Source organism: Variovorax sp. Root434, assembly GCF_001426595.1.
Taxonomy (GTDB): Bacteria; Pseudomonadota; Gammaproteobacteria; order Burkholderiales; family Burkholderiaceae_C; genus Variovorax.
This window is the reverse complement of record NZ_LMEK01000025.1, coordinates 1-26,481: the sequence shown is the minus strand read 5'-3', so window position 1 is coordinate 26,481 and position 26,481 is coordinate 1. Positions and strand designations below refer to the sequence as shown.

25 protein-coding genes and 1 tRNA gene are annotated in these 26,481 nt (G+C 64.9%); 13 read left to right on the top strand and 13 right to left on the bottom strand.

Annotated features, from left to right (window positions below; genetic code table 11):
- Positions 1–3 precede the first annotated feature (3 nt).
- From rimP to ASD05_RS21040, 6 genes are all read right to left on the bottom strand, one after another.
- Positions 4–651 carry a ribosome maturation factor RimP gene (gene rimP, locus ASD05_RS21065; RefSeq protein WP_056596653.1) on the bottom strand — a complete coding sequence of 216 codons (648 nt, stop codon included), beginning with the start codon at positions 649–651 and terminating at the stop codon, positions 4–6.
- A gap of 195 nt (positions 652–846) precedes the next feature.
- Positions 847–2,049: a YbfB/YjiJ family MFS transporter gene (locus tag ASD05_RS21060; RefSeq protein WP_056596650.1), complete on the bottom strand. Its 1,203-nt coding sequence runs from the start codon at positions 2,047–2,049 to the stop codon at positions 847–849.
- 16 nt (positions 2,050–2,065) lie between these two features.
- Positions 2,066–3,703 (bottom strand): ABC transporter ATP-binding protein, encoded by a 1,638-nt coding sequence (locus tag ASD05_RS21055; RefSeq protein WP_056596648.1) that lies wholly within the window; start codon positions 3,701–3,703, stop codon positions 2,066–2,068.
- The gene (locus ASD05_RS21050) at positions 3,700–4,776 is read right to left on the bottom strand and encodes an ABC transporter permease (RefSeq protein WP_056596646.1); all 1,077 of its coding nucleotides are present in this window, start codon (positions 4,774–4,776) and stop codon (positions 3,700–3,702) included. The genes ASD05_RS21055 and ASD05_RS21050 overlap by 4 nt, the downstream gene beginning before the upstream one ends.
- 13 nt (positions 4,777–4,789) lie before the next feature.
- The gene (locus ASD05_RS21045) at positions 4,790–5,830 is read right to left on the bottom strand and encodes a microcin C ABC transporter permease YejB (RefSeq protein WP_056597900.1); all 1,041 of its coding nucleotides are present in this window, start codon (positions 5,828–5,830) and stop codon (positions 4,790–4,792) included.
- Between the two features lie 17 nt (positions 5,831–5,847).
- The gene (locus ASD05_RS21040) at positions 5,848–7,662 is read right to left on the bottom strand and encodes an extracellular solute-binding protein (RefSeq protein WP_056596643.1); all 1,815 of its coding nucleotides are present in this window, start codon (positions 7,660–7,662) and stop codon (positions 5,848–5,850) included.
- A gap of 37 nt (positions 7,663–7,699) precedes the next feature.
- Here ASD05_RS21040 and fabI point away from each other — a divergent pair, with 37 nt between their 5' ends.
- Positions 7,700–8,482, top strand: coding sequence for an enoyl-ACP reductase FabI (gene fabI, locus ASD05_RS21035; protein ID WP_056596641.1), 783 nt, complete (start codon positions 7,700–7,702; stop codon positions 8,480–8,482).
- Positions 8,483–8,544: 62 nt separating this feature from the next.
- The gene (locus ASD05_RS21030; protein WP_056596638.1) at positions 8,545–9,387 is read left to right on the top strand and encodes a DNA ligase; all 843 of its coding nucleotides are present in this window, start codon (positions 8,545–8,547) and stop codon (positions 9,385–9,387) included.
- A gap of 28 nt (positions 9,388–9,415) precedes the next feature.
- On the opposite strand, the gene ASD05_RS21025 is transcribed toward ASD05_RS21030, so the two are convergent.
- Positions 9,416–11,713, bottom strand: a complete 2,298-nt coding sequence (locus ASD05_RS21025; protein WP_056596635.1) for an arginine/lysine/ornithine decarboxylase — start codon at positions 11,711–11,713, stop codon at positions 9,416–9,418.
- A 217-nt stretch (positions 11,714–11,930) separates the two neighbouring features.
- On the opposite strand from ASD05_RS21025, the gene ASD05_RS21020 reads away from it, so the two are divergent.
- From ASD05_RS21020 to ASD05_RS21000, 5 genes are all read left to right on the top strand, one after another.
- A complete protein-coding gene (locus tag ASD05_RS21020) occupies positions 11,931–12,356 on the top strand; it encodes an NfeD family protein (protein WP_056596632.1) in 426 nt (141 codons plus the stop codon).
- Between the two features lie 34 nt (positions 12,357–12,390).
- On the top strand, positions 12,391–13,320 hold the full coding sequence (locus ASD05_RS21015) for an SPFH domain-containing protein (protein WP_007832284.1): 930 nt from the start codon (positions 12,391–12,393) through the stop codon (positions 13,318–13,320).
- 25 nt (positions 13,321–13,345) lie between these two features.
- A tRNA-Ser gene (locus tag ASD05_RS21010) sits at positions 13,346–13,436 on the top strand.
- Positions 13,437–13,634: 198 nt separating this feature from the next.
- Positions 13,635–13,991 (top strand): hypothetical protein, encoded by a 357-nt coding sequence (locus tag ASD05_RS21005; protein WP_007832285.1) that lies wholly within the window; start codon positions 13,635–13,637, stop codon positions 13,989–13,991.
- Positions 13,992–14,090: 99 nt separating this feature from the next.
- Positions 14,091–14,480, top strand: a complete 390-nt coding sequence (locus ASD05_RS21000) for a response regulator (RefSeq protein ID WP_056596629.1) — start codon at positions 14,091–14,093, stop codon at positions 14,478–14,480.
- A gap of 56 nt (positions 14,481–14,536) precedes the next feature.
- Here the strand turns inward: ASD05_RS21000 and ASD05_RS20995 are convergent.
- The 5 genes from ASD05_RS20995 to ASD05_RS20970 all read right to left on the bottom strand — a co-directional run bounded on the left by ASD05_RS20995 (position 14,537) and on the right by ASD05_RS20970 (position 19,581).
- Positions 14,537–15,762, bottom strand: a protein-coding gene (locus ASD05_RS20995) for an IS3 family transposase (RefSeq protein ID WP_414930058.1) whose coding sequence is annotated in 2 segments (ribosomal slippage) — positions 14,537–15,420 and positions 15,420–15,762 — 1,227 coding nt in all. Because the reading frame shifts where the segments join, the coding sequence is not laid out codon by codon here.
- A 128-nt stretch (positions 15,763–15,890) separates the two neighbouring features.
- A complete protein-coding gene (locus ASD05_RS20985; RefSeq protein ID WP_056596621.1) occupies positions 15,891–17,096 on the bottom strand; it encodes a branched-chain amino acid ABC transporter substrate-binding protein in 1,206 nt (401 codons plus the stop codon).
- Positions 17,097–17,232: 136 nt separating this feature from the next.
- Entirely contained in the window at positions 17,233–17,628 is a 396-nt protein-coding gene (locus ASD05_RS20980; RefSeq protein ID WP_056596618.1) for a hypothetical protein, read from the bottom strand.
- A 1-nt stretch (position 17,629) separates the two neighbouring features.
- On the bottom strand, positions 17,630–18,070 hold the full coding sequence (locus ASD05_RS20975) for a DNA polymerase III subunit chi (protein WP_056596615.1): 441 nt from the start codon (positions 18,068–18,070) through the stop codon (positions 17,630–17,632).
- On the bottom strand, positions 18,067–19,581 hold the full coding sequence (locus tag ASD05_RS20970) for a leucyl aminopeptidase (RefSeq protein ID WP_056596612.1): 1,515 nt from the start codon (positions 19,579–19,581) through the stop codon (positions 18,067–18,069). Before ASD05_RS20970 ends, ASD05_RS20975 begins: the two co-directional genes overlap by 4 nt.
- 21 nt (positions 19,582–19,602) lie before the next feature.
- Here ASD05_RS20970 and lptF point away from each other — a divergent pair, with 21 nt between their 5' ends.
- The 6 genes from lptF (at position 19,603) to ASD05_RS29595 (ending at position 24,677) form a co-directional block, all read left to right on the top strand.
- Positions 19,603–20,724, top strand: a complete 1,122-nt coding sequence (gene lptF, locus ASD05_RS20965; protein ID WP_056596609.1) for an LPS export ABC transporter permease LptF — start codon at positions 19,603–19,605, stop codon at positions 20,722–20,724.
- Positions 20,721–21,830 (top strand): LPS export ABC transporter permease LptG, encoded by a 1,110-nt coding sequence (gene lptG / locus ASD05_RS20960; protein ID WP_056596605.1) that lies wholly within the window; start codon positions 20,721–20,723, stop codon positions 21,828–21,830. Before lptF ends, lptG begins: the two co-directional genes overlap by 4 nt.
- Complete coding sequence (locus ASD05_RS20955) at positions 21,827–22,189, top strand: sirohydrochlorin chelatase (RefSeq protein WP_056596601.1); 363 nt, start codon at positions 21,827–21,829, stop codon at positions 22,187–22,189. Before lptG ends, ASD05_RS20955 begins: the two co-directional genes overlap by 4 nt.
- A gap of 63 nt (positions 22,190–22,252) precedes the next feature.
- A complete protein-coding gene (locus ASD05_RS20950; RefSeq protein WP_007832298.1) occupies positions 22,253–23,194 on the top strand; it encodes a CysB family HTH-type transcriptional regulator in 942 nt (313 codons plus the stop codon).
- Positions 23,191–24,363, top strand: coding sequence for a pyridoxal phosphate-dependent aminotransferase (locus ASD05_RS20945; protein ID WP_056596599.1), 1,173 nt, complete (start codon positions 23,191–23,193; stop codon positions 24,361–24,363). The genes ASD05_RS20950 and ASD05_RS20945 overlap by 4 nt, the downstream gene beginning before the upstream one ends.
- 155 nt (positions 24,364–24,518) lie before the next feature.
- Positions 24,519–24,677, top strand: a complete 159-nt coding sequence (locus ASD05_RS29595) for a DUF3309 family protein (protein WP_082572211.1) — start codon at positions 24,519–24,521, stop codon at positions 24,675–24,677.
- A 267-nt stretch (positions 24,678–24,944) separates the two neighbouring features.
- Here the strand turns inward: ASD05_RS29595 and ASD05_RS20940 are convergent, their stop codons facing one another.
- The gene (locus ASD05_RS20940; RefSeq protein WP_082572209.1) at positions 24,945–26,390 is read right to left on the bottom strand and encodes an IS1182 family transposase; all 1,446 of its coding nucleotides are present in this window, start codon (positions 26,388–26,390) and stop codon (positions 24,945–24,947) included.
- Positions 26,391–26,481 lie beyond the last annotated feature (91 nt).

The window sequence follows — 26,481 nt, the reverse complement described above, 5'->3', positions numbered from 1 at the left end:
TGGTCAGTCCGGAACCTGCGTTCCGTCGTCAATATCCGAAAAACCCGGTTGGGTTTTGGCCTTGCGGCCCTTGAAATCCACAATGGGCGCGAGCCGCGCGTCGCGCAGCTCGTCCAGCACGAAGCCCAGCGCCTGCAGCGTTGCGGGCGCGCGCTTCTTGCTCACTTTTTGACCTGGCTTGGGCTCCGGCGCATCGCTCCAGACGATTTGCCAGCCCTGGGCGCCAGCGGCACCCTCTACCTGTGCGATCCGCTCCAGCGTGCCGCGAAACTTCTTGCGGTTGGCCGACACCTGGCCCGCCGCTGCCGCGCCCATGGGCGCCTTGAGCGTGATGTCGATCACCTCGCCCACGAAACGCTCGAAATCCTGCTCATTGCGCAGCGGACGGTCAATACCCGGCGAGGACACCTCGAGCCGCTTGTAATCGACACCATCGACCTCAAGCGCGAATTGCAATTGGCGCGTCACCTTCTCGCAGTCCTCGACCGTCACGAAGGGCTCGGGCACACCGGCAGCCACAGCTTCGGAGGTGGGGGCCGTCCAGGGCAAATCAATCGTCACGCGCAGCAATCCCCCGGCCGAGCGCTCGATCTCGACCAGGTCATAGCCGAGACCGGCCACAGTTTGTTCCACTATTTGCTGCAATGCCACGTGTTCGAATGCGCCTTTTGAATAACTGGGTTCATGCCACCCGCCCGCCACGGATGCCAAATCGCCATGAGCTCAGCCATGAATGCTCAGCCCAGAATGCATAGACCAAAAAAAACGGGCGGTTGGTACCCGCCCGTTTGGTCGTGAGCCTCGAATTATATGCTATTTGTGCAATATATGAAGGGGCTTTGCCCCTCAATCGGCTATTGCGCGACGCGATTTAGACCAAACCAACGCAAACAGGACCGCACCGAGTGCCAGTGCCGCCGCCGCGACGAGCAGCGGCAGCTGAAAAGACCCCGTCCGCTGGGCCAGCGGCGCCGCAAACAGCGGCCCGATGATCTGCCCCACCCCATAGGAAGCCGTTGCGTAGCCGATCAACCCGGCCGCCGCATTGCCTCGCAGACGACGGGCATCCCGCATGGCGAAAAGCGTGATGGCGGTGAACGGCATGCCCAACAGCAGGCTGCCGAGCGCGAACCCGGCGATGCTCGGCCACGCCACCGACAGAACGACACCCAGCGCCTGCAGCGCGTAGGCGCCAGCCAGCAGCAACCGGTTGTCCCAATGCGTTGGCGCGCGGGCTCCGATCAACGCCCCCGGAATGATGGCCAGCCCGAACAGCGGCCAGAAGAAATCGGGCCAGGGCGACCCCGGCAGCGCCTGCCGGGCGATCACCGGCAGGAAGGTGGCGGTGATGATGTAGCCAAAACCGGCCAGGCCGTAGAGCGCAACCAGCCAGATCGCGTCGCTGCGGTCAGCCGCCGATCCGGCTGCGCGGGCCGGGGCAACAGGCGCCGGCGCGGCCCCGCCGCCGACCGGTGCCCGCTCGCCGTCGTCGAAAACCCGCCAGATCACCGCGACCAGCACGATTGCCAGGACGCCCAGGCCGATCCACCCCGCCTCGGAACCCCAGCGCCCCAGCACCCCGCCGAGCAGGCCGGTCATGGCGATGCCGATGCCCGGTCCGGTGTAGATCACCCCGGCCAGCGTTGGCGCATTCGTTTCCGACAGGCGGCGCAACCCCCAGCCCGAGGCAAAGACAAACACCCAGGCGCTCATCACGCCCGCCGCCGTCCGCAACACGCCCCAGCTCGTGAAGCTGTGCAGCAACCCCATGCCGATCAGCAGGGCCGCCGTGGCCGCCAATCCGCCGCGCACCATGCTCGAAGCCCTGATGCCGATGGCTGCGCAGCTCAGCGCGCCGAGGAAGTAGCCCAGGTAGTTGAGCGACGCCAGCACCCCGCCCGCCGCCAGCTCCAGCTTTCCCTCGTGCAGCATGATGGGCAGCATGGGCGTGAAGGCGAAGCGCCCCAGGCCCATCGCCACCGCAAGGGTGACCATGCAGGCCAGCGCCGCGCGCCAGGCGCCGCGCCGGTCGCGTCCGGTTTCCGACATTTACTGCAATCTCCGTTTATTCCAGCAGCGCGGCGGCTACCAGCTTTTTTGTGTACGGGTGATCGGGCGCGTCGAGCACTCGCTCGACCGGCCCGGTTTCGAGAATGGCACCGTCCTTCATCACGATGACGTGGTGCGCCATGGCACGGATTACCTCGACGTCGTGCGTGATCAGCAGGTAGCTCAGCCCGCGCTCGCGCTGCAGGCGCTGAAGCAGGCTCAGCACCTGCTTCTGGATCGTCACGTCGAGCGCGCTGGTCGGCTCGTCGAGCACCAGCAGTTGCGGATCGACGATCAGCGCACGGGCGATCGCGAGGCGCTGCCGTTGTCCGCCCGAGAACTCGTGCGGATAGCGATCGAGCAGCGAGGGGAACTGGGCCTCCGTCAGCCCGACGTCGGCCAGTGCGGCGAGCGCGCGGGCGCGGCGCGCTCCGACGTCGAGTTCGGGTGCATGCACGCGCAACCCCTCGCCCACGATCTGCTCCACCGTCATGCGCGGCGACAGCGACGAGAACGGGTCCTGGAACACCACCTGCATGACGCGGCGCAAGCCGAGATCGGAGGCGCGATCGACCGCCCAGCTCTTGCCCGCGACCTCCAGTGCACCCTGGTGCTTCAAAAGCCCCAGCGCCGCCAGCGCAAGCGTCGACTTGCCTGAACCCGATTCGCCCACCACGCCCAGCGTCTCGCCCGGCACGATGCGGAAATCCGCGCCCTGCACCGCCACGAACTCGCCCTTCCGGAACCAGCCGGCGATGCCGGGCCTCGGCACGGGGTAGATCACGCGCAAGGCCTTCGCCTCGATCACGGGCGATGCGTCGGCACGCGCGGCAACGGCCGCCACATTGCGCTGCGGATGGCTGTCGATCAGCTTGCGCGTATAGGGATGCTGCGGGGCATCGAACACCGGCGCCACGGCGCCATGCTCGACGACGTGGCCGTTTTCCATGACCACCACGCGGTCGGCGAAACGGCGCACCAGGTTCAGGTCGTGCGTGATGAGCAGCACGGCCATGCCGTACTTGCGCTGCAGGTCGGCCAGCAGCTCCAGGATCTGCGCGCGCACCGTGACGTCGAGCGCGGTGGTCGGTTCGTCGGCCAGCAGCAGGCGCGGCTTGCAGGCGAGCGCCATCGCGATCATCGCGCGCTGGCGCTGGCCGCCCGAGAGTTGGTGCGGAAACGCCCTCGCCCGCCGCGCCGGCTCGGGAATACCGGTATCGGCCAGCAACTGGACGGCGGCCGCCTGCGCGGCGCGAGCCGACAGACCCTCATGTAGTTCGAGCACCTCGGCGATCTGGTCGCCGACGCTGTAGAGCGCATTCAGCGCGGTCATCGGCTCCTGGAAGATCATCGCGATCTCCTTGCCGCGGATGCCGCGCAGTTGGCGCTCCGGAATCGACAGCAGGTCGCGCACGCTCTGCGGCGCTGCGCCACCGAAGAGCCTCGCGACGCCGGTGACATCGGCGTTCTGCACCAGCCGCAGCAGCGACAGCGCCGTGACCGTCTTGCCCGAGCCCGACTCGCCGACCAGCGCGAGCTTTTCGCCGGCGGCCATCTGGAAGTCGATGCCGTGCACGACCTCCTTGCCGCCGAACGCGACACGCAGGCCTTTCACGTCCAGCAGGGCCTGCTTGAGTTGCGGATCGTTCGTCATTTGTCGGCCTTGCGCGGATCGAGTGCGTCGCGCAGCGCGTCGCCCATGAATGTCAGCAGCATCAGGGTGACGACGAGCACGCCGAAGGTCGATATCGAGATCCACCAGGCATCGATGTTGGCCTTGCCCTGGCTGAGCAGCTCGCCGAGTGACGGCGTGCCCGGCGGTACGCCCAAGCCCAGGAAGTCGAGCGAGGTCAGCGCCAGGATGGCCGCGCTCATGCGAAACGGCAGGAAAGTGACGACCGGCACCATGCTGTTGGGCAGGATGTGGCGCCACATGATCTGCAGGTTGCCTACGCCAAGAGCGCGCGCGGCACGCACGTAGTCCATCTGGCGGTTGCGCAGGAACTCCGCGCGCACGTAGTCGGCCAAGCCCATCCAGCCGAACAGGCTCAGCAGGATGAGCAGCAGTGCCACGCTGGGAGCGAAGATCGCGCTGAAGATGATCAGCAGGTACAACTCCGGCATGGAGCCCCAGATTTCGATGAAGCGCTGGAACGCGAGGTCGGTCTTGCCGGCGAAGTAACCCTGCACGGCACCGGCGACCACGCCCAGCACCGTGCCGATGGCGGTGAGCGCCAGGCCGAACAGCACGCTCACGCGGAAGCCATAGATCAGTTGCGCCAGCAAGTCGCGGCCACGGTCATCAGTGCCGAGCAGATTGTCGGCCGTCGGGGCAGCCGGGCTCGGCGACTTGGCGAAGTAGTTGAGCGTTTTGGGGCCGTAGGGATTGGGTGCGTAGATCGCCCAGTTGTCGCCCTTCGTGATGCGCTCGCGAATGAAGGGGTCAAGGTAGTCGGTTGGCGTTTCGAAGTCACCGCCGAAAGTCTTCTCGGAGTAGTCGCGCAGCACCGGGAAATATGTGTGCCCTTCATAGCGCAGGACAAGCGGCTTGTCCGTCGACAGCACCTCGGCGAACAGGCTCAGCACCACTAGCGTCGCGAAGACCCCCAAGCTCCAGAAGCCGAGGCGGTCACGCTTGAAACGCATCCACGCACGACGACCAGGCGAGAGGTGGGCCGTTGTGGCCACCGGCGTTGCCTTCGTCTCCGTGCCACCGGCCGCACTCATGGGCACAACGCCCTCAGTCGAATTTGACACGCGGGTCCACCCAAACATAGCAAAGATCGGAAATCAACTTGGTCACCAGGCCGATCAGCGTGAAGAGATAGAGGGTGCCGAGTACGACGGGATAGTCGCGCCGGATCACGCTCTCGTAGCCCAGCAAACCCAGGCCGTCTAGCGAGAACAGCGTCTCAATCAGCAGCGAGCCGGCGAAGAACGCACCGATGAACGCCGAAGGCAGCCCCGTGATGATCGGAATCAGCGCATTGCGGAACACATGCTTCCAGAGCACCTGCTTCTCGCCCAGCCCCTTGGCCCGCGCCGTCAACACGTACTGCTTGCGGATTTCCTCGAGGAAGGCGTTCTTGGTGAGCATGGCCGTCACCGCGAAGCTGCCGAGCACCATCGCCGTGACAGGCAGCGTGATGTGCCAGAGATAGTCGACGATGCGCGCGCCCCAGCCCAGGTCGTCCCAGTTGGCCGAGGTCAGGCCTCGCAGCGGGAACCACTGCAACTGCCCGCCGAACACTACCAGCAGCGCCACACCCAGAACGAAGCCCGGGATGGCATAGCCGATGAGCACAATCAGCGTGCTGATCAGGTCGAAGCGCGTTCCCGCCTTTACCGCCTTCGCGACACCCAGCGGCACCGCCACGCCATAACTGATGAAGAAGGTCCAGAGGCCCAGGCTGATCGAGACGGGCAGTTTCTCGAGGATCAGCGTCCAGACGTCCTTGTTCTGGAAGAAGCTCTTGCCCAGATCGAAGCGCGCGAACTGGCCTAGCATCAGAAACAGCCGTTCGTGCGGCGGCTTGTCGAAGCCATACAGCGCCTTGATCTGCTCGAGCCGCTTCGGGTCGACGCCCTGGTTGCCGCGATAGCTGCCACCGCCGGACTCGAAGCCGCCGCCACCGCCGCCCCGCCCCACCGTCTTGGCTTCAGCCAGGTACTGTTCCACCGGGCCGCCGGGCACGAACTGGATCACGAGGAAAGTCACCAGCAGCACGCCGAGGAGGGTCGGGATGAACAGCAGCAGACGCTTGAGGACATAGGAGAGCACGGTCTGTTTCCTCTCTTCTATTTCTGGCGCGCCGGCTTGGCCCACCATGTGCCCATGACCCAGTCCTCGCCGTTGGCGTACGGCGGCATGGGCGATTTGAACGCAAGCCGCCAGTCGTCATAGACGATGCGGTGCGAGTTCAGCGTCCATTGGGGAATCAGGTAATGGCTGTGCATGATCACGCGGTCGAGCGCACGGCACGCGGGTATCAGGTCGGCCTTGGTGTCGGCATCGACGATGTCCTTGAGCAAGGCATCGACCGCCGGCGTCGACACGCCCATGTAGTTGCCCGAGCTCTCCGTCTTGGCCGCCTTGCTGCCGAAGATCTCGAGCAACTGCTGCCCGGGGTTGTTCGTGCCCGGGAAATTGATGGTCGTGATATCGAAGTCGAAGCGGTCGAGGCGCTCCTGGTAGAGAGCGAAGTCGACGGTCGCGAAGTTCAGGGTGATGCCGAGCTTCTCGAGGTTGCGGATCCAAGGCGACACGGTTCGCACGCCGCCTTCCTTGCTGTCGAGGTATTCCAACGTCATGGCCTCGCCCTTGGCGTTGCGCAAGGCGCCGTCGCGGTATTCCCAGCCGGCCTGCTTGAGCAGGTCGCGCGCGCGGCGCAGGTTGTTGCGCAGCGACTGGCCCTCGCCCTCGGTGATGGGCGGCGTGAACATTGGACCAAAGCTCGCGTCGGGGATTTTGCCGCGCCAACGTTCGAGCAGCGCCTTCTCCTCGGGCGACGGCAAGCCCTGCGCCTCGCAATCCGTATTTCCAAACAGGTCCTTCACGCGCGGATAGCCGTTGTAGAACATCTGCCGGTTCATCCACTCGTAGTCGAGCGCCAGGCCCAGCGCCTCGCGCACGCGCGGGTCACTCAGCCTGTCGCGGCGGCTGTTGAGCACGAAGCTCTGAAAACCCGCCGGTTTCTTGTGCGGGAACTCGTGCTTGACGAGCTCACCCGTGGTGAAGCGCTTGCCGTTCACCCGCCGCGCCCAGTCGCCGGCCGAGTAGAAACTCATCATGTCGAACTCGCCCGCCTTCAGGGCTTCGAGCCGGGCCGTGTTGTCCTTGTAGATCTTGACAGTGATCCGGTCGAAATTGTGCAAGCCACGGTTCACGGCCAGCTCGCGGCCCCAGTAGCCGGGGTCGCGCACGTAGGTGATGTCCTTGCCGAAGCGCACAGGGCCGATCTTGTAGGCGCCGCTACCGATGGGAATATCCATCACGACTTGGTCGAAGGGCTTGGGCTTGCCGTTCTCTACACCCCAGGCACGGCTGAAGATGGGCAGGCTGCCCACGATCAGCGGCAACTCGCGGTTGACCGTCTTGAAGCGAAAACGGATGGTGCGCGCATCCAGCACGTCGGCACCGTCGACTTCCTGCAGCAGCGTCTTGTAGCCTGGCGAGGTGAAAGGGCCGATGAGCGTGTCGTAGCTGTGCTTCACGTCGGCCGCCTCGACCGGCATGCCATTGTGGAATTTCGCCTCGGGTCGCAGGCGGAAGGTGACGCTGCGGCGGTCGGAGGCTACCGCGACGTCCTCGGCCAGCAGGCCGTAGCCCGACCCGGTTTCGTCCATCGAACCGGCCAACAGAGACTCGAACAGCATGCTGTCGAGGTAGGCCGGCGGTGCCCCCTTGATGGTGAAAGGGTTGTACTTGTCGAAAGTCGAGTAGCGCTGGTTGCTCACCAGCCGCAACTCGCCGCCTTTCGGGGCGTCCACGTTGACGTAGTCGAAGGCCTTGAAGCCTGGGGCGTACTTCAGGTCGTCCCAGAGCGCATATCCATGCGCGGCCCACGCGGGAACCGCACACACCATCAACCACCAGACCCGGAGAAACCGCATGCGAGAATTCTGCCCAAGATTTTCACGAGGCAACTTCATGGGCTTTCTTTCCGGCAAAAAACTGTTGATCACCGGCGTGTTGAGCAATCGCTCCATTGCATATGGCATTGCCAAGGCCTGCCATGAGCAGGGCGCGGAGCTCGCCTTCAGCTATGTCGGCGAGCGATTCAAGGACCGTATCACCGAATATGCCGCAGACTTCGGCTCGAAGCTGATTTTCGATTGCGACGTGGGCGACGACGCGCAGATCGACAAGCTCTTCGCCGACCTCGCACAGGCCTGGCCGAAGTTCGACGGCTTCGTGCACAGCATCGGCTTCGCGCCGCGCGAGTCCATCGCGGGCGACTTCCTCGACGGGCTCTCGCGCGAAGGCTTCAAGATCGCGCACGACATCAGCGCCTACAGCTTTCCGGCCATGGCCAAGTCGGCCCTGCCCTACCTCAACGACAAGTCGTCCCTGCTCACGCTGACCTACCTGGGCGCCGAGCGCGCGCTGCCCAACTACAACACCATGGGCTTGGCCAAGGCCTCACTCGAAGCCTCGGTGCGCTACACGGCCGCCTCGCTCGGCCCGAAGGGCATGCGCGTCAACGGCATCAGCGCGGGCCCCATCAAGACGTTGGCGGCCAGCGGCATCAAGGGCTTCGGCAAGATGCTGGCGGCCGTGGCCGACGCCTCGCCGATCCGCCGCAACGTGACCATCGAGGAAGTCGGCAACGTGGCCGCCTTCCTCCTGAGCGACCTGGCCAGCGGCGTGACCGCCGAGATCACCTATGTGGACGGCGGCTTCAGCAACGTCGTCGGCGGGATGGCCGAGTAGTCCTGCGCCAAACCCCGGCACGGCTGCCAAACGGCCGTGCTGCGCAACCCATTTCACACATCGTGCTGAATCGACGCTCTTTGCTGCTTGCCGCTTTCGGCGTGATCGCCGCGCCCTCCGCGTTCGCGCGCGAGGCAGCGCCCTCGCTGATGCTGGCCGACGTCTATCGCCCCGGCATGTCGCTGAACGACTACTGGGTCAGCGAGAAGTACGACGGCGTGCGCGGCTACTGGGACGGCAAGCAGCTCTGGACGCGCGGCGGCGAGCGGATCATGGCGCCCGCATGGTTCACCGCCCCGCTGCCCAGGCAGCCGCTCGACGGCGAGCTGTGGGCTGGACGCGGCCGCTTCGCCCATGCGGTGTCGACAGTGCGCAGCCAGACACCCAACGACATCGCATGGCACGAGATGCGCTTCATGGTCTTCGACCTGCCCGCCCAGGGCGGCGACTTCACGACGCGGCTGGCCGCGCTGCGCAAGCTGCTTCCCATCACCGACGCCCCCTGGGTGGTGCCGGTGCCGCAGCAGCGCGCGACCACACATGCAGAACTGCAGGCGCTGCTCGACAAGACGGTCAAGATGGGCGGAGAGGGGTTGATGCTCCACCGCGGCAGCTCCCTGTACCGTGGCGAGCGCAACAGCGACCTGCTGAAGGTCAAACCCTATGAGGACGCCGAGGCCCGCGTGATCGAGCACGTGCCCGGCAAAGGCAAGCACAGTGCCCGGCTCGGCGCACTGGTGGTCGAGACGTCCGACGGCAAGCGCTTCAAGCTTGGCACCGGACTGACCGATGCCGAACGGGAGAACCCACCCGCCATCGGCAGTTGGGTGACCTACCGCTACAACGGCACCACCGCCAAGGGACTGCCCCGCTTCGCGCGCTTCATGCGAGTGCGCGAAGGCTAGGCCCCAGCCCTTCGGGCCGCCCTGTACCTTACTTCGCTTCCTTGACACAGTCCGCGTAGTAGCGCTTCTTGCCCGTCTCATCGATGCGCGCCACGAGGCCGTGGATGTCGGTCTCGAAGCCCGGGCACTGCGTATTGAACTCGCGCGAGAACTTGAGGTAGTCGACGATCTTCTTGTTGAACACTTCGCCCGGAATCAGCAGCGGAATGCCCGGCGGGTACGGCGTGATCAGGCTGGTGGTGATGCGGCCTTCGAGCTCATCGATCTCCACGCGTTCGGTCTTGCGGTGCGCGATGTGGGCGAAGGCGTCGCTGGGCTTCATGGCCGGCGTCAGGTCGCTCAGGTACATCTCGGTCGTGAGGCGGGCCACGTCGTAGCGCGCGTACAGCTGGTGGATGTGCTGGCACAGGTCGCGCAGGCCGAGGCGTTCGTAGCCCGGGTGCTGCTGGCAGAACTCGGGCAGGATGCGCCACATCGGCTGGTTGCGCGCGTAGTCGTCCTTGAACTGCTGCAACGCCGTGAGCAGCGTGTTCCAGCGGCCCTTGGTGATGCCGATGGTGAACATGATGAAGAAGCTGTAGAGGCCCGTCTTCTCCACGATCACACCGTGCTCGGCGAGGAACTTGGTCACCACGCTCGCGGGAATACCGGTCTCGGCGAAGTTGCCTTCGAGGTCGAGGCCCGGCGTGACGATGGTCGACTTGATCGGGTCGAGCATGTTGAAGCCGTCGGCCAGTTCGCCGAAGCCGTGCCAGTTGCGCGGCGACTTCTTGTTCTTTGGCTTGCCGCTCTTCTCGCCTTGCATGATCCAGTCTTCGGCGCGGCCGATGCCCTCGTCGACGAGCTTCTCGGGGCCCCAGACCTTGAACCACCACTCGTCCTTGCCGAACTCTTCTTCCACCTTGCGCATGGCACGGCGGAAGTCCAGCGCTTCGAGGATGCTCTCTTCCACCAGCGCAGTGCCGCCGGGCGGCTCCATCATGGCGGCGGCCACGTCGCAGCTCGCGATGATGGCGTATTGCGGGCTGGTCGACGAGTGCATCAGGTAGGCCTCGTTGAACAGGTCGCGGTCGAGCTGGCGGTTTTGCGAGTCCTGCACCAGCACGTGGCTGGCCTGGCTGATGCCGGCCAGCAGCTTGTGGGTGGATTGCGTGGCGAACACCAGCGATTCCTTCGGCCGCACGCGGCGCTTGCCCATCGCATGGTAGGCGCCGTAGAACGGGTGGAATGCGGCGTGCGGCAGCCACGCTTCGTCGAAGTGCAGCGTGTCGACGTAGCCATCGAGCATGTTCTTGATGGTCTCGGTGTTGTAGATCACGCCGTCGTAAGTCGATTGCGTGAGCGTCATCACGCGCGGCTTGACCTTGTCGGCGTCCACGTCGGCCAGCAGCGGATTGGCCTTGATCTTGGCCTTGATGGCACTCTGCTCGAACTCGCTCTTCGGAATGGGGCCGATGATGCCGAAGTGGTTGCGCGTGGGCTTCATGAACACCGGAATCGCGCCGGTCATGATGATCGCGTGCAGGATCGACTTGTGGCAGTTGCGGTCGACCACCACCACGTCGCCCGGCGCCACCGTGTGGTGCCACACCATCTTGTTGCTGGTGCTGGTGCCGTTGGTCACGAAGAAGCAGTGGTCGGCATTGAAGATGCGCGCCGCATTGCGCTCACTGGCCGCCACTGGGCCCGTGTGGTCGAGCAGCTGGCCCAGTTCCTCCACCGCGTTGCAGACGTCGGCGCGCAGCATGTTCTCACCGAAGAACTGGTGGAACATCTGGCCCACCGGGCTCTTCAGGAACGCAACGCCGCCCGAGTGGCCCGGGCAGTGCCACGAGTAGGAGCCGTCTTCCGCGTAATCGATCAGCGCCTTGAAGAACGGCGGTTGCACACTCTCGAGGTAGCTCTTGGCCTCGCGGATGATGTGGCGCGCCACGAATTCGGGCGTGTCCTCGAACATGTGGATGAAGCCGTGCAGCTCGCGCAGGATGTCGTTCGGGATGTGGCGCGATGTCTTGGTCTCGCCGTAGATGTAGATCGGCACGTCGGCGTTCTTGCGCCGCACTTCGCCGATGAAGTTGCGCAGGTTCAGCACGGCCGGATCGAGGTCGGGGCCGATGGTGAACTCCTCGTCGTCGATCGACAGGATGAAGGCGCTGGCCCGGCTTTGCTGCTGCGCGAACTGGCTCAGGTCGCCGTAGCTCGTGACGCCCAGCACCTCGAAGCCCTCCGTCTCGATGGCCTGCGCGAGCGCGCGGATGCCGAGGCCCGAGGTGTTCTCGGAGCGGAAGTCCTCGTCGATGATGACGATGGGAAAGCGGAATTTCATGAGCGGGGCTCCGGACAGGCAGACAGACAGGCAATGAGGCGAGGCGCGAAGTGTACGGAATTCGGATGACGGATCCGGTCAGCTTCCGGCAAGCCATTCGGGCCCGTCGGGCAAGGCCCATTTCTCCGGCTGCGGCGCAGTACCCCCTACCCGAGGCAAGCGCTTGAGGCAAATGCCTCAGAATGGCGCGCATCGAACAAGGAAAAGAGGAGTTGAAATGGCGAATTCCACCGTCTGGTGGCTGATTGCGGGGGCCGCCATCGTGGTCGAGTTGCTCTCAGGCACCGTCTATCTTTTGCTGCTGGCCGCAGGCTTCGCGGCCGCGGCAATCTCGGCTCACCTGGGCTTCGGCACCGTCGCCCAGCTGATCGTGGCCTCGGTGATCGGCGTGGGGGCCGTGCTCACTTGGTACTCGATCCAGCGCAAGCGCCCTCCTCCCCCGCCCACCGAAGCCAACCGCGACGTGAACCTCGACATCGGCGAGAGCGTTCACGTCGATGCGTGGAACGCCGACGGCACGGCGACCGTGCGCTACCGCGGCGCGCAATGGACGGTGGTCCAGCGCGCGGGCCGCACGCCCTCGAGCGGCGAGCACCGGGTGGTCGAAGTAGTCGGCAGCCGGCTGGTCGTCGACAAGGTCTAGTCAGTCCATAGAACTCAGAAAAAGGAAGCGCACCATGGAATTTTCGGTCCCTCTCATCATCCTGGTCATCGCGATCATCTTCATCAGCCAGTCGGTCAAGTTCGTGCCGCAGCAGAACGCCTGGGTGCGCGAGCGCCTGGGCAAGTACCACGGCACCATGACGCCCGGCCCGAACTTCCTGATCCCGTTCATCGACCGGGTGGCCTACAAGCACAGCCTGAAGGAAATCCCGCTCGACGTGCCGAGCCAGATCTGCATCACGCGCGACAACACGCAGCTGCAGGTGGACGGCATCCTGTACTTCCAGGTGACCGACCCGATGCGCGCGAGCTACGGCTCGTCGAACTACATCGTGGCCGTGACGCAGCTCGCACAGACTTCGCTGCGCAGCGTGATCGGCAAGCTGGAGCTCGACAAGACCTTCGAGGAGCGCGACGTGATCAACGCCCAGGTGGTGGCCGCGATCGACGAGGCCGCGCTCAACTGGGGCGTGAAGGTGCTGCGCTACGAAATCAAGGACCTGACGCCGCCGAAGGAAATCTTGCTGGCCATGCAGGCGCAGATCACCGCCGAGCGCGGCAAGCGCGCGCTGATTGCGGCCTCCGAAGGCCGCCGCCAGGAGCAGATCAACATCGCCACCGGCGAACGCGAGGCCTTCATTGCCCGCTCCGAGGGCGAGAAGCAGGCGCAGATCAACAACGCACAGGGTGAAGCCGCCGCCATCACCGCGGTGGCCACCGCAACGGCGGACGCCATCGAGCGCGTGGCGGCCGCCATCCGCCAGCCCGGCGGCGAGCAGGCCGTGCAGCTCAAGGTGGCCGAGCGCGCCGTCGACGCCTACGGCAAGGTGGCGGCCGATTCCAAGACCACGCTGATCGTGCCGAGCAACATGACCGAGACCGCCGCGCTCATCGCTTCGGCGATGCGCATGGTCCAGGCAGGCAAGCCGTCGAATCCGGCCTGAACTGACTGCTACAATCGTAGGCTCAGGAGCGGTGGATGAGCGGTTTAAGTCGCACGCCTGGAAAGCGTGTGAGGGTTAATAGCCCTCCGCGGGTTCGAATCCCGCCTGCTCCGCCAGAGATTGATTGTTCGTAACCGTTCACGAACATCAGACAACGCAAGAAGCCCAAGTCGCCACAAGCACTTGGGCTTTTTTTATCGTCTGGCTCACCAAGCAGTGCGTTGCTTTGCAACAACTGGATATCACCTGCCGGATCCTTTCATCTGGCGCTACGATCCGAGTGTTTTAGTTTCAAAGCCTGCAAAGGAGCCTCGATGGCTGGACAACGAAAAAACGCGCCGCGCGGCAGGACCCCACTGGACCGCACCCTGGAAAAAAGCGAGCAGGTGGCTGCCGACGTGCAGCGGGCATCGGACAACCTCGCCGTGGTGAACACGGTACTCGAACAGGAGTTGCCCGAAGAAGTGCAGGTCGGCGAAGTGGCACAAGCTATCGAGCACACGAGCCAGCTGGAAGAAAAGCTGGCGAAGTCCGCCGAGAAGCTGGCCGAGGTCAATGCCGCACTGAGCGAGGAGATCGAGAAGCGCCTCGAAGCGGCTGCGGAGCGCGACGAAAGCCAGGCGCTGGCCAAGAAGCTCAAGGCAGAGATCCGCGCCGACGGCGACGACTGACCCCGGATTCGGCCACCGGCACTCCGTCCGTATCCTTTCTCCTACGCCGCGGCAACGCCAGGCACGCTACGCTATTCGTTCTCAAAGCGAAACCACGGCATGGCCCTCATCACGTTCCTCGTCGAGGACAACAAGACCATCAGGGATAACCTGGTCCCGGCACTCGAGGATTTGGTCAATGGCCGTGTGGTCGGCTTCGCCGAAACCGAGACAGAGGCCCTTGCATGGCTCGAGGTGCATCCCGACGACTGGCAGCTCCTGATCGTCGACCTCTTCCTGAAGGAAGGTTCCGGCCTCGGCGTTCTGGGCGGCTGCAGGACCCGCAAGCCCAGCCAGCGGGTGGTGGTGCTCAGCAACTACGTGACGGCCGACATACGCGCGCGTTGTATGGCTTTGGGTGCAGACGCGGTGTTCGACAAGTCGCGCGATCTCGACGCCTTCATCGAGTACTGCAACGCCAATCGCTCTTCGGGTCTTGCGCCGCTCTGAACCGCCCCTGAAGCAGTGACCCGTCCTGAAATGCGTTGACACCCAAATAGCCGGCCTCAGCCGACCACGGACACCCGGTGCACGGCATCGGGTGTTTGCATTTTGAGCGACAGATGGGGCCGCTCGTGGTTGTAGATCTGCACGGACTCCGCCACCAGACGTCTGGCCTGAGCCAGGTCCGCTGGCTGGCTCAGCAGGAATTCAGTCTTGAGGATGCCGTTGACGCGCTCGGCCAGCGCGTTCTGGTAGCAGTCGTAGCCGTCGGTCATCGAGCACTTCAGGCCATGCAGGCGATGCAGCGCCTGGTAGTAGCTCGAGCAGTATTGGATGCCGCGATCGGAGTGATGCACGAGTTGCTCGCGCGTTTTTCGCCCGCGCAGCGCCATCTTCAGGGCCCGCGCCACCTCTTCCGTCTGCAGGCTGGCATGGACGTGCCAGCCCACGATCTTGCGCGAATGCGCATCGGTGACCAGGCTGAGGTAAACCACCCTGTCGGCCGTGGGCAGGTACGTGATGTCGGCCACCCACAATTGCTCGCTGCGCGTGACGCGAATCTGCGCAGGCCCCGCCTTGACCAGGTTCGGGTGGCGGCGAAAGCGATGATGGCTGTCCGTCGTCTTGTGGTACGCCCGGCGGTTCGCCACAAGCAGGCGCGCATTGCGCAGTACGTCGAACATCGCATCACGCCCCAGCTCGATGCCCTGGCGCTGCAGGGGCTCGCGCAGGAGGTGGTGCAGCTTGCGTGTACCCAGTCTCGGCTGGCGCATCCGCTGCTCCTTGACCAGCTGCACCACCGTTTCGGCGCGTTCGTGGCGCCGGGCGGCCCTGTGCTGACCTTGGTAGTACGCCTGACGGCTTATGCCCATGTGGTGGCAAGCCCGGGTCACGCTCAGCCCTTGGACGAGGCCTTGCGCGAGGACTTGCCCAAAGGCTTTTTTACGACACGCACGCCGTGGTCCTTCTTCAGGACCTCCAGCACCGCTTCGAACAACCGGGCCTTTTCCTGCGCCCTGGCCAGTTGCGTCTCCAATTCCTTGATCCGCTGTTCCGGCGTCGGTGCAATGGCTGTCTTGTCGATCGGCATAGCCGCCGATGATGCCGCACGACCCCATCCCTGGCGACCGTGCTTGCGCAGCCAGTTCAACACTGTCGAGTTGCCCTGGATCCCATAGCGACTCTGCGCCTGGCCCCAGCTCAGCTCCCCTTTTTCCACTTGCTCGACCACAGCCAACTTGAAGGCCATCGTGTAGTCGCGCTGTGTTCTCTTGACGCCTGTGTCCATTGCGTTTTCTCCTTTCGTTGATGAAAGGTGTCAACGCATTTCAGGACGGGTCACAGCCATGAAAAAAGGGCCCGAAGGCCCTTTTCTCTTTTGCGGACAACCGTGAAGGTTGCCGCTGCCGAAGCGAATCAGCGCACCACGGCGATCTGCGTGCGTGCACCACCCTTGTAGGTGTACAGCGTCAGGGCGCCGTTCTTGATGTCGCCCTTTTCGTCGAAGGCGATCGGGCCGGTCACGCCCTTGTATTGCGTCTTGCCGACTTCAGGCAGGTACTTGGCCGGGTCGGACGAGCCGGCCTTGACCATGGCTTCGGCCAGCACGTTGACCGCGTCGTACACGTACGGTGCGTAGATCTGCACTTCGACGCCGTTCTTGGTCTTGAACTTGGTCTTGAAGTCTTCCAGCGGCTGCTTGAAGTCGCCGTCCACGCCGCCGGCTTCAGCGCACACCACCATCTCTTCGCCAATCGCATCGCCAGCCAGCTTCGGCAGTTCGCCGGTGCACAGGCCGTCGCCGCCCATGAACTTGACGTTCAGGCCGAGTTGCTTGACTTGCTTGAGCATCGGGCCGCCGACGGCGTCCATGCCGCCGAAGAACAGCACGTCGGGCTTGGCGGCCTTCAGCTTGGTCAGGATGGCGTTGAAGTCGGTCGACTTGTCGGTGGTGAACTCGTGGCCCACGATGGTGGCGCCAGCGGCCTTCGCCGACTTCTCGAACTCTTCGGCAACGCCTTGGCCGTAGGCTGTGCGGTCGTCGATCACGGCGATGTTCTTGCCCTTGAGCGTTTCGACAGCGTACTTGCCCAGCGTGCCGCCGAGCTGCGTGTCGTCGGCCACCACGCGGAACGTGGTCTTGAAGCCTTGGCGCGTGTACTTCGGATTGGTGGCCGAAGGCGAGATCTGCGGAATCCCGGCGTCGCTATAAAGCTTCGAAGCGGGAATGGTGGTGCCCGAGTTCAGGTGACCCACCACGCCGTTGACCTTCTCGTCGACCAGCTTCTGGGCGACGGCGGTGCCCTGCTTCGGATCGCCAGCGTCGTCTTCGGCGACCAGTTCGAACTTGGCGACCTTGTCGCCGATCTTGAGGCCCTTTGCATTCAGGTCTTCGATGGCCATCTTGGCGCCGAACTCGTTGTCCTTGCCAAGGTGGGCAATGGGACCGCTCGTGGGCGCAACGTGACCGATCTTGACGAGCAGGGTTTCTCCGGCAGGTGCAGCAGCCGGGGCCGCAGCCGTTGGCGCGGGCGCTGCAGCGGGAGCAGCAGCTTCTTCTTTCTTGCCGCAAGCCACAAGCGTGAGAGCAGCCAGTGCGACCGCAGTCCATTTCAATTGCATGAGAACCTCCAGAACTTGGATGAAAAGAATAAAAAACCGGTCGTGTGATCCGGGCGCACAGACCTCGCAAGTTTCGCGCCGCGGACCAGCGGCACCCTCACGCCCTTCCGACCTGCGGCGCAGTTTAGCCGAGGATTCAGGCGCCGGAAGCTGGCGTAGACCCTGTGTTTTCGCTGAGTTCCGCGGCCATTGCCTCGATCACCAGTGCACGCAGAACGGCTTCGATTTCATTGCGCAAACGCGGCACCATCGCGTCGAGCTGATGCTGAACGGCAGCTGACACGGTGTCGCTCAAACGCTCTTCCAGAGACAGGTCGACGCGCTGCAACACGCGGTGCAGCAACTGCTCTTCGAGGCTGACGATTTCCGCCTGCGAAAGCTGCACGGCCGGCGGCAATGCCATGACGCTCGCCGGGTCGGGTTGGAGCGCGGCCGCGGCCTGGGGCTCGGGACTCGCGGGCTCCGGCGGAACCTCGAGCACCGTGGTCAGCGTGGGAACGAACCGGGGCGGTGTGCGCAGCGTGCTGGCCATGTCAGGAACTCTTTGCGAAATCGTGCGGCTGGATGGTGTAGCCACGATCGGCATAGTGGCGCCAGCGCGAACGGCCGACCTGGCGATCGTTGGCCTCGTCGCTCACGATGTCGATCATGCGCTCATAGCGCTCGAAGCCTGCAGGCACTTCGGGTCCGAGATTCACCAGCATTTCGCGGTGCGGCAGCGACGCCGCGTCGGCACCCTCCGCCGAAAGAACGACGGGCGAACGCACGACCACATGGGCCGGCGCATCGCCGCGGCAGTGCGCGACGAAGTCCACCGGCGACAGCTGCCAGAGCGCGGCGTCCACGGCATCGAGCGCACGCGCATCGCCGACGACCACCACGCGCAGGCCGCGTGCATTCACGGCCTTGCGAACCAGCCGGCAGGCGTAGTTCAGCTTGTCGGGCGCGTTGTAGTGAAAACCGATTTCCGTCACTTCGCCGACCTGGCCTTTTTGGCCGGAGCTGCGGGGGCTTTGGTTTTGCTGGCCTTGCCCGATCCGTCGCTGCCGTTCGCGCGGGTCGTCAGGTATGACACCAGCAGGCCCACCGGCCGGCCGGTCGAGCCCTTGGCCGCACCGCTCTTCCAGGCGGTGCCCGCGATGTCCAGGTGCGCCCAGGCGAAGTCGCCGGCAAAGCGCTGCAGGAACTTGGCGGCGGTGATGGCGCCGCCGGCGCGGCCGGCAATGTTGGCCACGTCGGCGAAGTTGCTCTTGAGGCCTTCGGCATAGTCGTCGTCCAGCGGCAGGCGCCAGCAGCGGTCCTGCGAGGCCTCGCCGGCGGCTTCGATCGCTGCGGCCAACGTTTCGTCGCTGGTGAACAGGCCGCTGCGCACACCGCCCAGGGCCACGACGCAGGCGCCCGTCAGGGTCGCGATGTCGATCACGGCCGCCGGATCGAAGCGCTTGGCGTAAGTCAATGCGTCGCAAAGGATGAGCCGGCCTTCGGCATCGGTGTTGAGCACCTCGATGGTCTGGCCGCTCATGCTCGTCACCACGTCGCCCGGCTTCACGGCGCGGCCGTCGTTCATGTTCTCGCACGAGGGAATGAGGCCGACGACGTTGATGGCGGGCTGGAGGTCGCCGAGTGCGCGGAAGGTGCCGAGCACACTGGCCGCGCCGCACATGTCGAACTTCATTTCGTCCATTTCGGCCGCGGGCTTCAGCGAGACGCCGCCGGTATCGAAGGTGATGCCCTTGCCGACAAGCACCACCGGCGCCTCGTCCTTGGGCGCGCCGTGGTAGCGCAGCACGATGAAGCGCAGCGGCTCCGCCGAGCCTTGCGCCACGGCCGCGAAGGCACCCATGCCGAGCTTCTCGACTTCTTTCGGGCCCAGCACTTCGCACTTGATGTTCGGCAGCTTGGCCAGCCCCTTGGCGGCCTCGGCCAGCATCGTGGGCGTGGCATGGTTGGCAGGCCGGTTGCCCCATTCCTTGGCCAGTTCGATGCCCTGGACGGTGGCCCGGGCGGCATCGAAGGCGCCGGTGACGGCGGCGGCATCGGCCACGCCGACGGTCAGCTGGCGGATGCTGCGGGGTTCGACCTTCGACTTGGTGGTCGTGTAGACGTAGCTCGCGTCGGCCGCCGCCGTGACGGCGCTGGCTACCGCCGCGCCGTCGGCGGGCTGCGCAAACACGATGGCCACGCGCTTGGGCCCCTGGGCCTTGGCCGCGTTGACCGCCGCGATCACCCCGCTGCGCACCGAGGCGGGCTTGCCGTCGCCGATGGCGGCGAGCACCACGCGGGACGCGACCACGTCTTCCGGACGGTAGAGCCCCAGCTGCTTGCCAGCCTTGTCGGGCAGGTCGCCGGCCTTGCGGGCACTGGCGGCGAGCACCGACAACGGGTCTTTGGAGGTGAGCGGAGCGCTGCCCACGAGCACGATGAGGACGTCGGATTTCTCGGCTGCAGCCTGGGCGACGGTGAGGGTCTTGAGTTGAAAGTCCATAATCCTTTTTTTCCTCGAACGATGTTATTCCATTCTTCCCTACGCAAGGAGCTGTCCCGCAGCTTCGGAGCAACCCTCGTGGTCCTGGTCACCATCGTGATGACCATGATGCTCATCCGCACCCTGGGGCTCGCGTCCAAGGGCAGTGTGAACCCGCAGGAGGTGTTCCTGGTGATGACTTACACGGTGCTCGGCTACATGCCGACCATCCTGAGCCTGAGCCTGTTCATCGCCATCGTCGGCGCCCTCTCGCGCATGTACCGCGACAGCGAGATGGTGATCTGGTTTTCCAGCGGGCGCGGCCTGATCGACTTCGTCAAGCCGCTGTTCCGCTTCGCCTGGCCGGTGCTGATCCTGATCGCGGTGATGGCGCTGGTGGGCTGGCCGTGGGCCAACTCGCAGACCATCGGCATGCGCAAGCAGTACGAGCAGCGAAGCGACATCGAGCGCGTGGCGCCGGGTGAGTTCCGCGAATCCGCCGGCCGGGTGCGCGTGTTCTTCATCGACAAGGAGACGGCGGACAACTCCAAGGCCACCAACGTCTTCATCTGGTCGATCGAGCGCAACATGCAGATCACGACCTCGGCGCGCAGCGGCAGCATCGAGAACATCGGCAATTCGCGCTACCTCCTGCTCAACAACGGACAGCGGCTCGAGCAGCCCATTGCCCAGACCGGCCTGAAGATCAGCGAATTCAAGACCTATGGCACCCGGGCAGGCGGCAACAACGGCCTGACCAACGACGCAACGCCGCCGCGCGCGCGCAACACGCTGTCCCTGCTGACCGATCCGAGCGACCCGAGCCGCGGCGAGCTGGCCTGGCGCATCGGGATGCTGCTGACGGCCGTCAACTTCGTGCTGCTGGCGCTGAATGTGTCGAGCGCCAACCCGCGCGTCGGCCGCAGCGGCAACCTGCTGCTGGCACTGTTCGCTTTCGTCGTCTACTACAACATGCTCAACCTGGGGCAGAGCTGGATCAGTTCAGGCAAATACAGTCTGGGTGGCTTCATGGTGCTGTTGCATGGCGGCGTGCTGCTGATCAACCTGGCGTGGCTCGGCATACGCCAGAACAACTGGGGACGGCCGGGCAAGCCACGCCCGTCCGCCGCCGCGCTGTCCACCCCCAAGATCGAACCCACGTGAAAACGATAAGACGCCTGATCTACGTGGAGGTGCTGAAGGCCGTGGCGTTCGTGACGCTCGGCTTTCTGAGCCTCTTCTTCTTCTTCGACTTCGTCGACGAACTGCAGTCCATCGGCAAGCCGGACAGCCTCAACTACGGGCCGGCGCAGGCGCTGATCTACGTGACGCTGCTGATCCCGAGCCACCTCTACGAGCTGCTGCCGATCACGGTGCTGATCGGCTCCATCTTCGTGATGGCCCGGCTGGCGCAGAGCTCCGAATACACGATCCTTCGCACCAGCGGCCTGGGGCCCTGGCGTGCGCTGCGCACCCTGCTGCTGCTGGGCATCGGTTTTGTCATGCTGACCTTTGCCATCGGCGACTATGTCGCACCGGCTTCGGAGCGCACGGGCCAGCTGCTCAAGGCCAAATACCAGGGCGTCTATTCCCTGGCCGGCAACACGGGCGCCTGGCTCAAGGAAAAACGGGGCAATGTGTCGTTCGCGGTGAACGTGCTGTCGATCGACCGCAAGGGCGCGCTGAAGAGCCCGCGCATCTTCGAGTTCGACGACAACGGCTACATCAGCACCCAGATCGTCGCGGGCTCGGCCCGCATCGACAACGGGCACTGGATGCTCACCGACGTCGAAGAGCAGAAGTACGACACGCGCAGCTCGGCCGACCAGGCCCGCATTGCCACGACCAAGATTCCGCAGCTGAACTGGCCCACCACGCTGACCGCCGAAATGGTGTCGGTCGCGCTCCTGCGCCCCGATCGCATGGGCACGATCGACCTGTTCGACTACATCCGCCACCTCGACGCCAACGGCCAGACCGCGCAGCGCTACGAGATCGAGTTCTGGCGCAAGGTGTTCTATCCGCTCTCGTGCCTGGTGATGGTGGTGCTCGCCCTGCCCTTCGCCTATCTGCACTTCCGCCAGGCCGGCATCACCACCTATGTGTTCGGCGGCGTGATGATCGGCATCAGCTTCTTCCTGCTGAACAACGTATTCGGCTATCTCGGCAACCTGAGCAACTGGTCGCCATGGCTCACGGCGGCGGCGCCGGGAATGATCTATTCGGTGATGTCGTTGACGGCCTTCAGCTGGCTGGTGCTGCGACGATGACCCAGGGCATCGTCCTGCTGGCACATGGTTCGCGCGACGATCGCTGGCGCCAGCCCATCGAGGCCGTGGCCGAGCGCGTGTGCAGGAACGAACCCGACGCCCACGTGGCCTGCGCCTACATGGAGCTGGCAACGCCCGACCTGCCCACGGCGACAGCGGCGCTGATTGCCGGCGGTGCCACCGCCATCCGCGTGGTTCCGCTGTTCCTCGGCATGGGCAAGCACGCGCGCGAAGACCTGCCGCACCAGCTCGAGGCGCTGCGGCAGCGCTGGCCCGACGTCGGCTTCTCGCTCGCCCGCATCGTTGGCGAGGAGCCCGAACTGGTCGATCTCCTGGCCAGAATTGCGGTCAAATCCTGAACATCCGGCAATTTCGATAGATTCCGAAGGCATAATGAATTCCGCAATAAGACGGAATTTGATATGAATCTGCACCAGTTCAAGTTTGTTCAGGAAGCCGTGCGGCGCAACCTGAATCTCACGGAGGCGGCCAAGGCGCTTCACACCTCGCAGCCCGGCGTTTCCAAGGCCATCATCGAGCTCGAGGAAGAACTGGGCGTTGAAATCTTCGCGCGCCACGGCAAACGACTGAAGCGCGTGACCGAGCCGGGCCAGCACGTCATCGCCAGCATCGAACTCATCATGCGCGAAGTGGGCAACCTCAAGCGCATCGGCGAACAGTTCAGCGCGCAGGACAGCGGCACCCTCTCCATCGCCACCACCCACACCCAGGCGCGCTACGTACTGCCGGTGCCCGTGGCCAATCTGCGCGAGGCGTACCCCAAGGTCAACGTGAGCCTGCACCAGGGGTCGCCTGACCAGGTGGCGCGCATGGTGATCGATGAGATCGCCGAGATCGGCATCGCCACCGAATCGCTCGACGGCTACGCCGAGCTCGTGACCCTGCCCTGCTATGAATGGCAGCACGTGCTGGTGCTGCCCAAGGACCATCCGCTGGCCGCCAAGGAGCGCATCTCGCTCGAAGACCTGGCGAGCGAGCCGATCATCACGTACCACCCGTCGTTCACCGGACGCACGCGCATCGATCATGCGTTCGCGCAGAAGAAGCTCACGCCGCGCATCGCGCTCGAGGCCATCGATTCCGACGTGATCAAGACCTACGTGCGCCTCGGCCTGGGCGTAGGCATCGTGGCCGAGATGGCCGTGCGCGACGAATCGAACGCCGACCTCGTGGTGCGCCCGATGGGCCACGTGTTCGGCCAGAATATCGCGCGGGTCGCGTTCAAGCGCAGCGCCTACCTGCGCAACTTCGTCTTCAAGTTCGCCGAGCTGCTGTCCGACCGCCTTGACCGCAACCTCATCGCCAAGGCCCTGAGCGGCCATCAACAAGACTACGAACTATGAGCACAGCTCAATCCCCACGCACGCCCGACATCGTCACCAAGCTGCCGGCTGTAGGCACCACCATCTTCACCGTGATGTCGGCGCTGGCCGCCGAGAAGAATGCGGTCAACCTCGGCCAGGGTTTTCCGGATTTCAACTGCGATCCGAAGCTGCTCGAAGACGTGACGGCCGCCATGGCCGCGGGCCACAACCAATACCCGCCGATGCCCGGCATCCCGGCGCTGCGCGACGCCATCGCCGCGAAGATCTCGGCGCTGTACGGCCACGGCTACAGCGCGGCCACCGAGATCACCGTCACCGCCGGCGCCACGCAGGCCATCATCACGGCCATCCTCGCCGTGGTGCGCCCGGGCGACGAGGTGATCGTGCTCGAGCCCTGCTACGACAGCTACGTCCCCAACATCGAGCTGGCCGGCGGCAGCGTGGTGCGCGTGCCGCTCGTGCCCGGCACCTTCCGCCCCGACTTCGACAAGATCGCCGCCGCGCTCACGCCGCGCACGCGCGCCATCATCATCAACACGCCGCACAACCCGAGCGCCACGATCTGGACCGCCGCCGAGATGCGCCAGCTCGAGGAACTGCTCGCGCCCACCGACGTGTTCGTGATCAGCGACGAGGTCTACGAGCACATGGTCTACGACGGCGCGCGCCACGAAAGCGTGGCGCGCTTCCCGGGCCTGGCCGCGCGCAGCTTCATCGTCAGCAGCTTCGGCAAGACCTACCACGTCACCGGCTGGAAGGTCGGCTTCGTGGCCGCGCCGGCCCCGTTGATGGCCGAGTTCCGCAAGGTGCATCAGTTCAACGTGTTCACCGTGAACACGCCGATGCAGCATGCGCTCGCACAGTACATGGCCGAGCCGAAGCCGTACCTCGAACTGCCGGCCTTCTACCAGCGCAAGCGCGACCTGTTCGCCGCCGGCCTGGCCGAGAAGACACGCTTCAAGCTGCTGCGCAGCGAAGGCAGCTATTTCCAGTGCGTCGACATCTCGGCGGTGAGCGACCTGTCCGAAGCCGAGTTCTGCCTGTGGCTCACGCGCGAGATCGGCGTGGCGGCGATCCCGCTGTCGGCCTTCTACGGCAACGGCTTCGACCAGCGCGTGGTGCGCTTCTGCTTCGCCAAGAAAGACGAGACGCTGCTCGCCGCGCTGGAGCGGCTCGCCAGGCTCTGAGGACGCCTCTTCCATCGCTTGCAGATACGCCGGGCAAAACGCCGACGCGCGCGGTAGGACTGTCCTGACCACCGAAGGGGTGGCTCTCCGGCGCCGCGCCACCGCGGGGATGACCAGCATCGGGGTTCGTTGCAACAACGTCCCAGGAGCAAACCATGTCCCTCTCGTTCATTCTGCTGATCGTCCTGATCCTGCTGCTGATCGGCGCGCTTCCAAGCTGGGGCTACAGCCGGTCCTGGGGCTACGGGCCCAGCGGTGGCCTCGGCCTCGTGCTTGTGATCGTTGTCATCCTCGTGCTCATGGGGCGCATATGACCGGGCGGCGGCACCTTGTGCCGCCTTCAGCGAAGAGCCCGCCCCTTTCGCAGGCTGTGTAAATAGTCTGCCGACGACTTGATCGAGATGCCCCGCGAGAGCGGGGCATTTTTCATTGGGGCGAGCAAATGCCCCAAGGGCCTCAGCCCCTCAGCGCCTAGATCGGAAGAGCGTCCAGGCTGTGTAAATAGTCTGCCGACGACTTGATCGAGATGCCCCGCGAGAGCGGGGCATTTTTCATTGGGGCGAGCAAATGCCCCAAGGGCCTCAGCCCCTCAGCGCCTGGTGCATCCAGGTCGCGCCCTTCATGTTGAACACCCGTTTCAGGTTGTAGGCCATCACAGCCAGGCTGAACTCCGCGCGCGCTCCGCTCGTGTGCCTCATCAGCAGCCGGGCATTGCCCAGAATGAGATGCTTGATGCTGGCAAAGGGGTGCTCCACCGTCTGGCGCCGCAGCGCCATCATCCAGGGCTTCGAGGCCAGCCGGCTCGCGTTGGCCTGCAGCGCCTCTTCGTACAGGTGGCGCGAGACGAAGCGCTGGCGGGCCGTGGTGCATTTGAGTTTGTGTGCACAGTCGGTGCAATCGCTCGGCTGCGCTGCATAGATCACCGCCTTGTCCGTGCGCGAGAGTTGCTTGCGCTTGAGGACCTTGCCCGCCGGGCAGCTGAAGCTGTCGCTGGCGCGGTCATAGACAAAGACATCGCGCTCGTACAGCCCGCCACCGCCCTGGTTGTTCACCGAGCGGTTGTCGGCCACATAGCTGGTGATGCCCTGGGCGTCCAGCGCGGCAATGTGCTGTCCATTGGCATACCCCGCATCCGCCACCACCGTGCAAGGCTGCTGCAGCACCCGGCTGGCCGCCTCGGCCATCGGCTGCAGCTGGCGCAGGTCATTCACTTCGCAGACCACCTCATGCGCGACGACCAGATGACTTTGCGTTTCCACCGCCGTCTGCAGGTTGTAGCCCGGCTGGCTGTTCAGACTGCGCATCGGGCGAGCCTCGGGTTCACCGCGCACGACGGTGCTCGCCTCGCTGCGCATGAGCTGCTGCGCCTCATTGGCGATGGCACGACCCTCGGCCTTCAGGCGCTCCAGGGCCGCACGTACCTCATCCGGCGCACCGGGGCTACCGCCAGGCCCTTCGCCATCCTGGTCATCCTCGCTGTCACGGCTGTCCAGCAATCGCAGATAGGCCGCGATCTCCTGCGCGTTGCGCTGCGCCTGCGCCGCCAACTCCCGCTGCCCCACCACCGCCTTGCGCGAGGCCACCGCTTGGACCTTCGAGCCATCGATAGCCACTGTCGATCCACGGATCAGCCGGCTGGCCCGGGCGAACTGCACGAAGGCCGCACAACTGGCCACCAGGCCTGCGGTGTTCTGGCGCCTGAACTCGGCAATCGTCTTGTGATCCGGCGCTAAACGCCCCAGCAGCCACATGCACTCCACGTTGCGATGGCACTCGCGCTCCAGCGCCCGCGAGGAGCGGATCGCGCTCAGGTAGCCCCAGAGGTACAGCCGCAGCAGATCCCCCGGGTCGTAGGGGGGTGTTCCAAGTCGCTGCGCCTGCGCCTTGGCAAAGCCCAGCGCCTTCAAGTCCAGCGCCTGCACCCAGGCATCCACCACTCGAACCAGTGCGTCCTGGCTCACCAGCTCATCGAGCATCAGCGGAAACAGCGTCGCCTGCCCCCGGTCCTGTCCGTGCCGATGTCCCATTGATCGCTCTCCAATGAAAAATGCCCTCCAGACCAACGTCTGAAGGGCATTCAAGGCAGACTCAACGCCGACTATTTACACAGACTGYTTC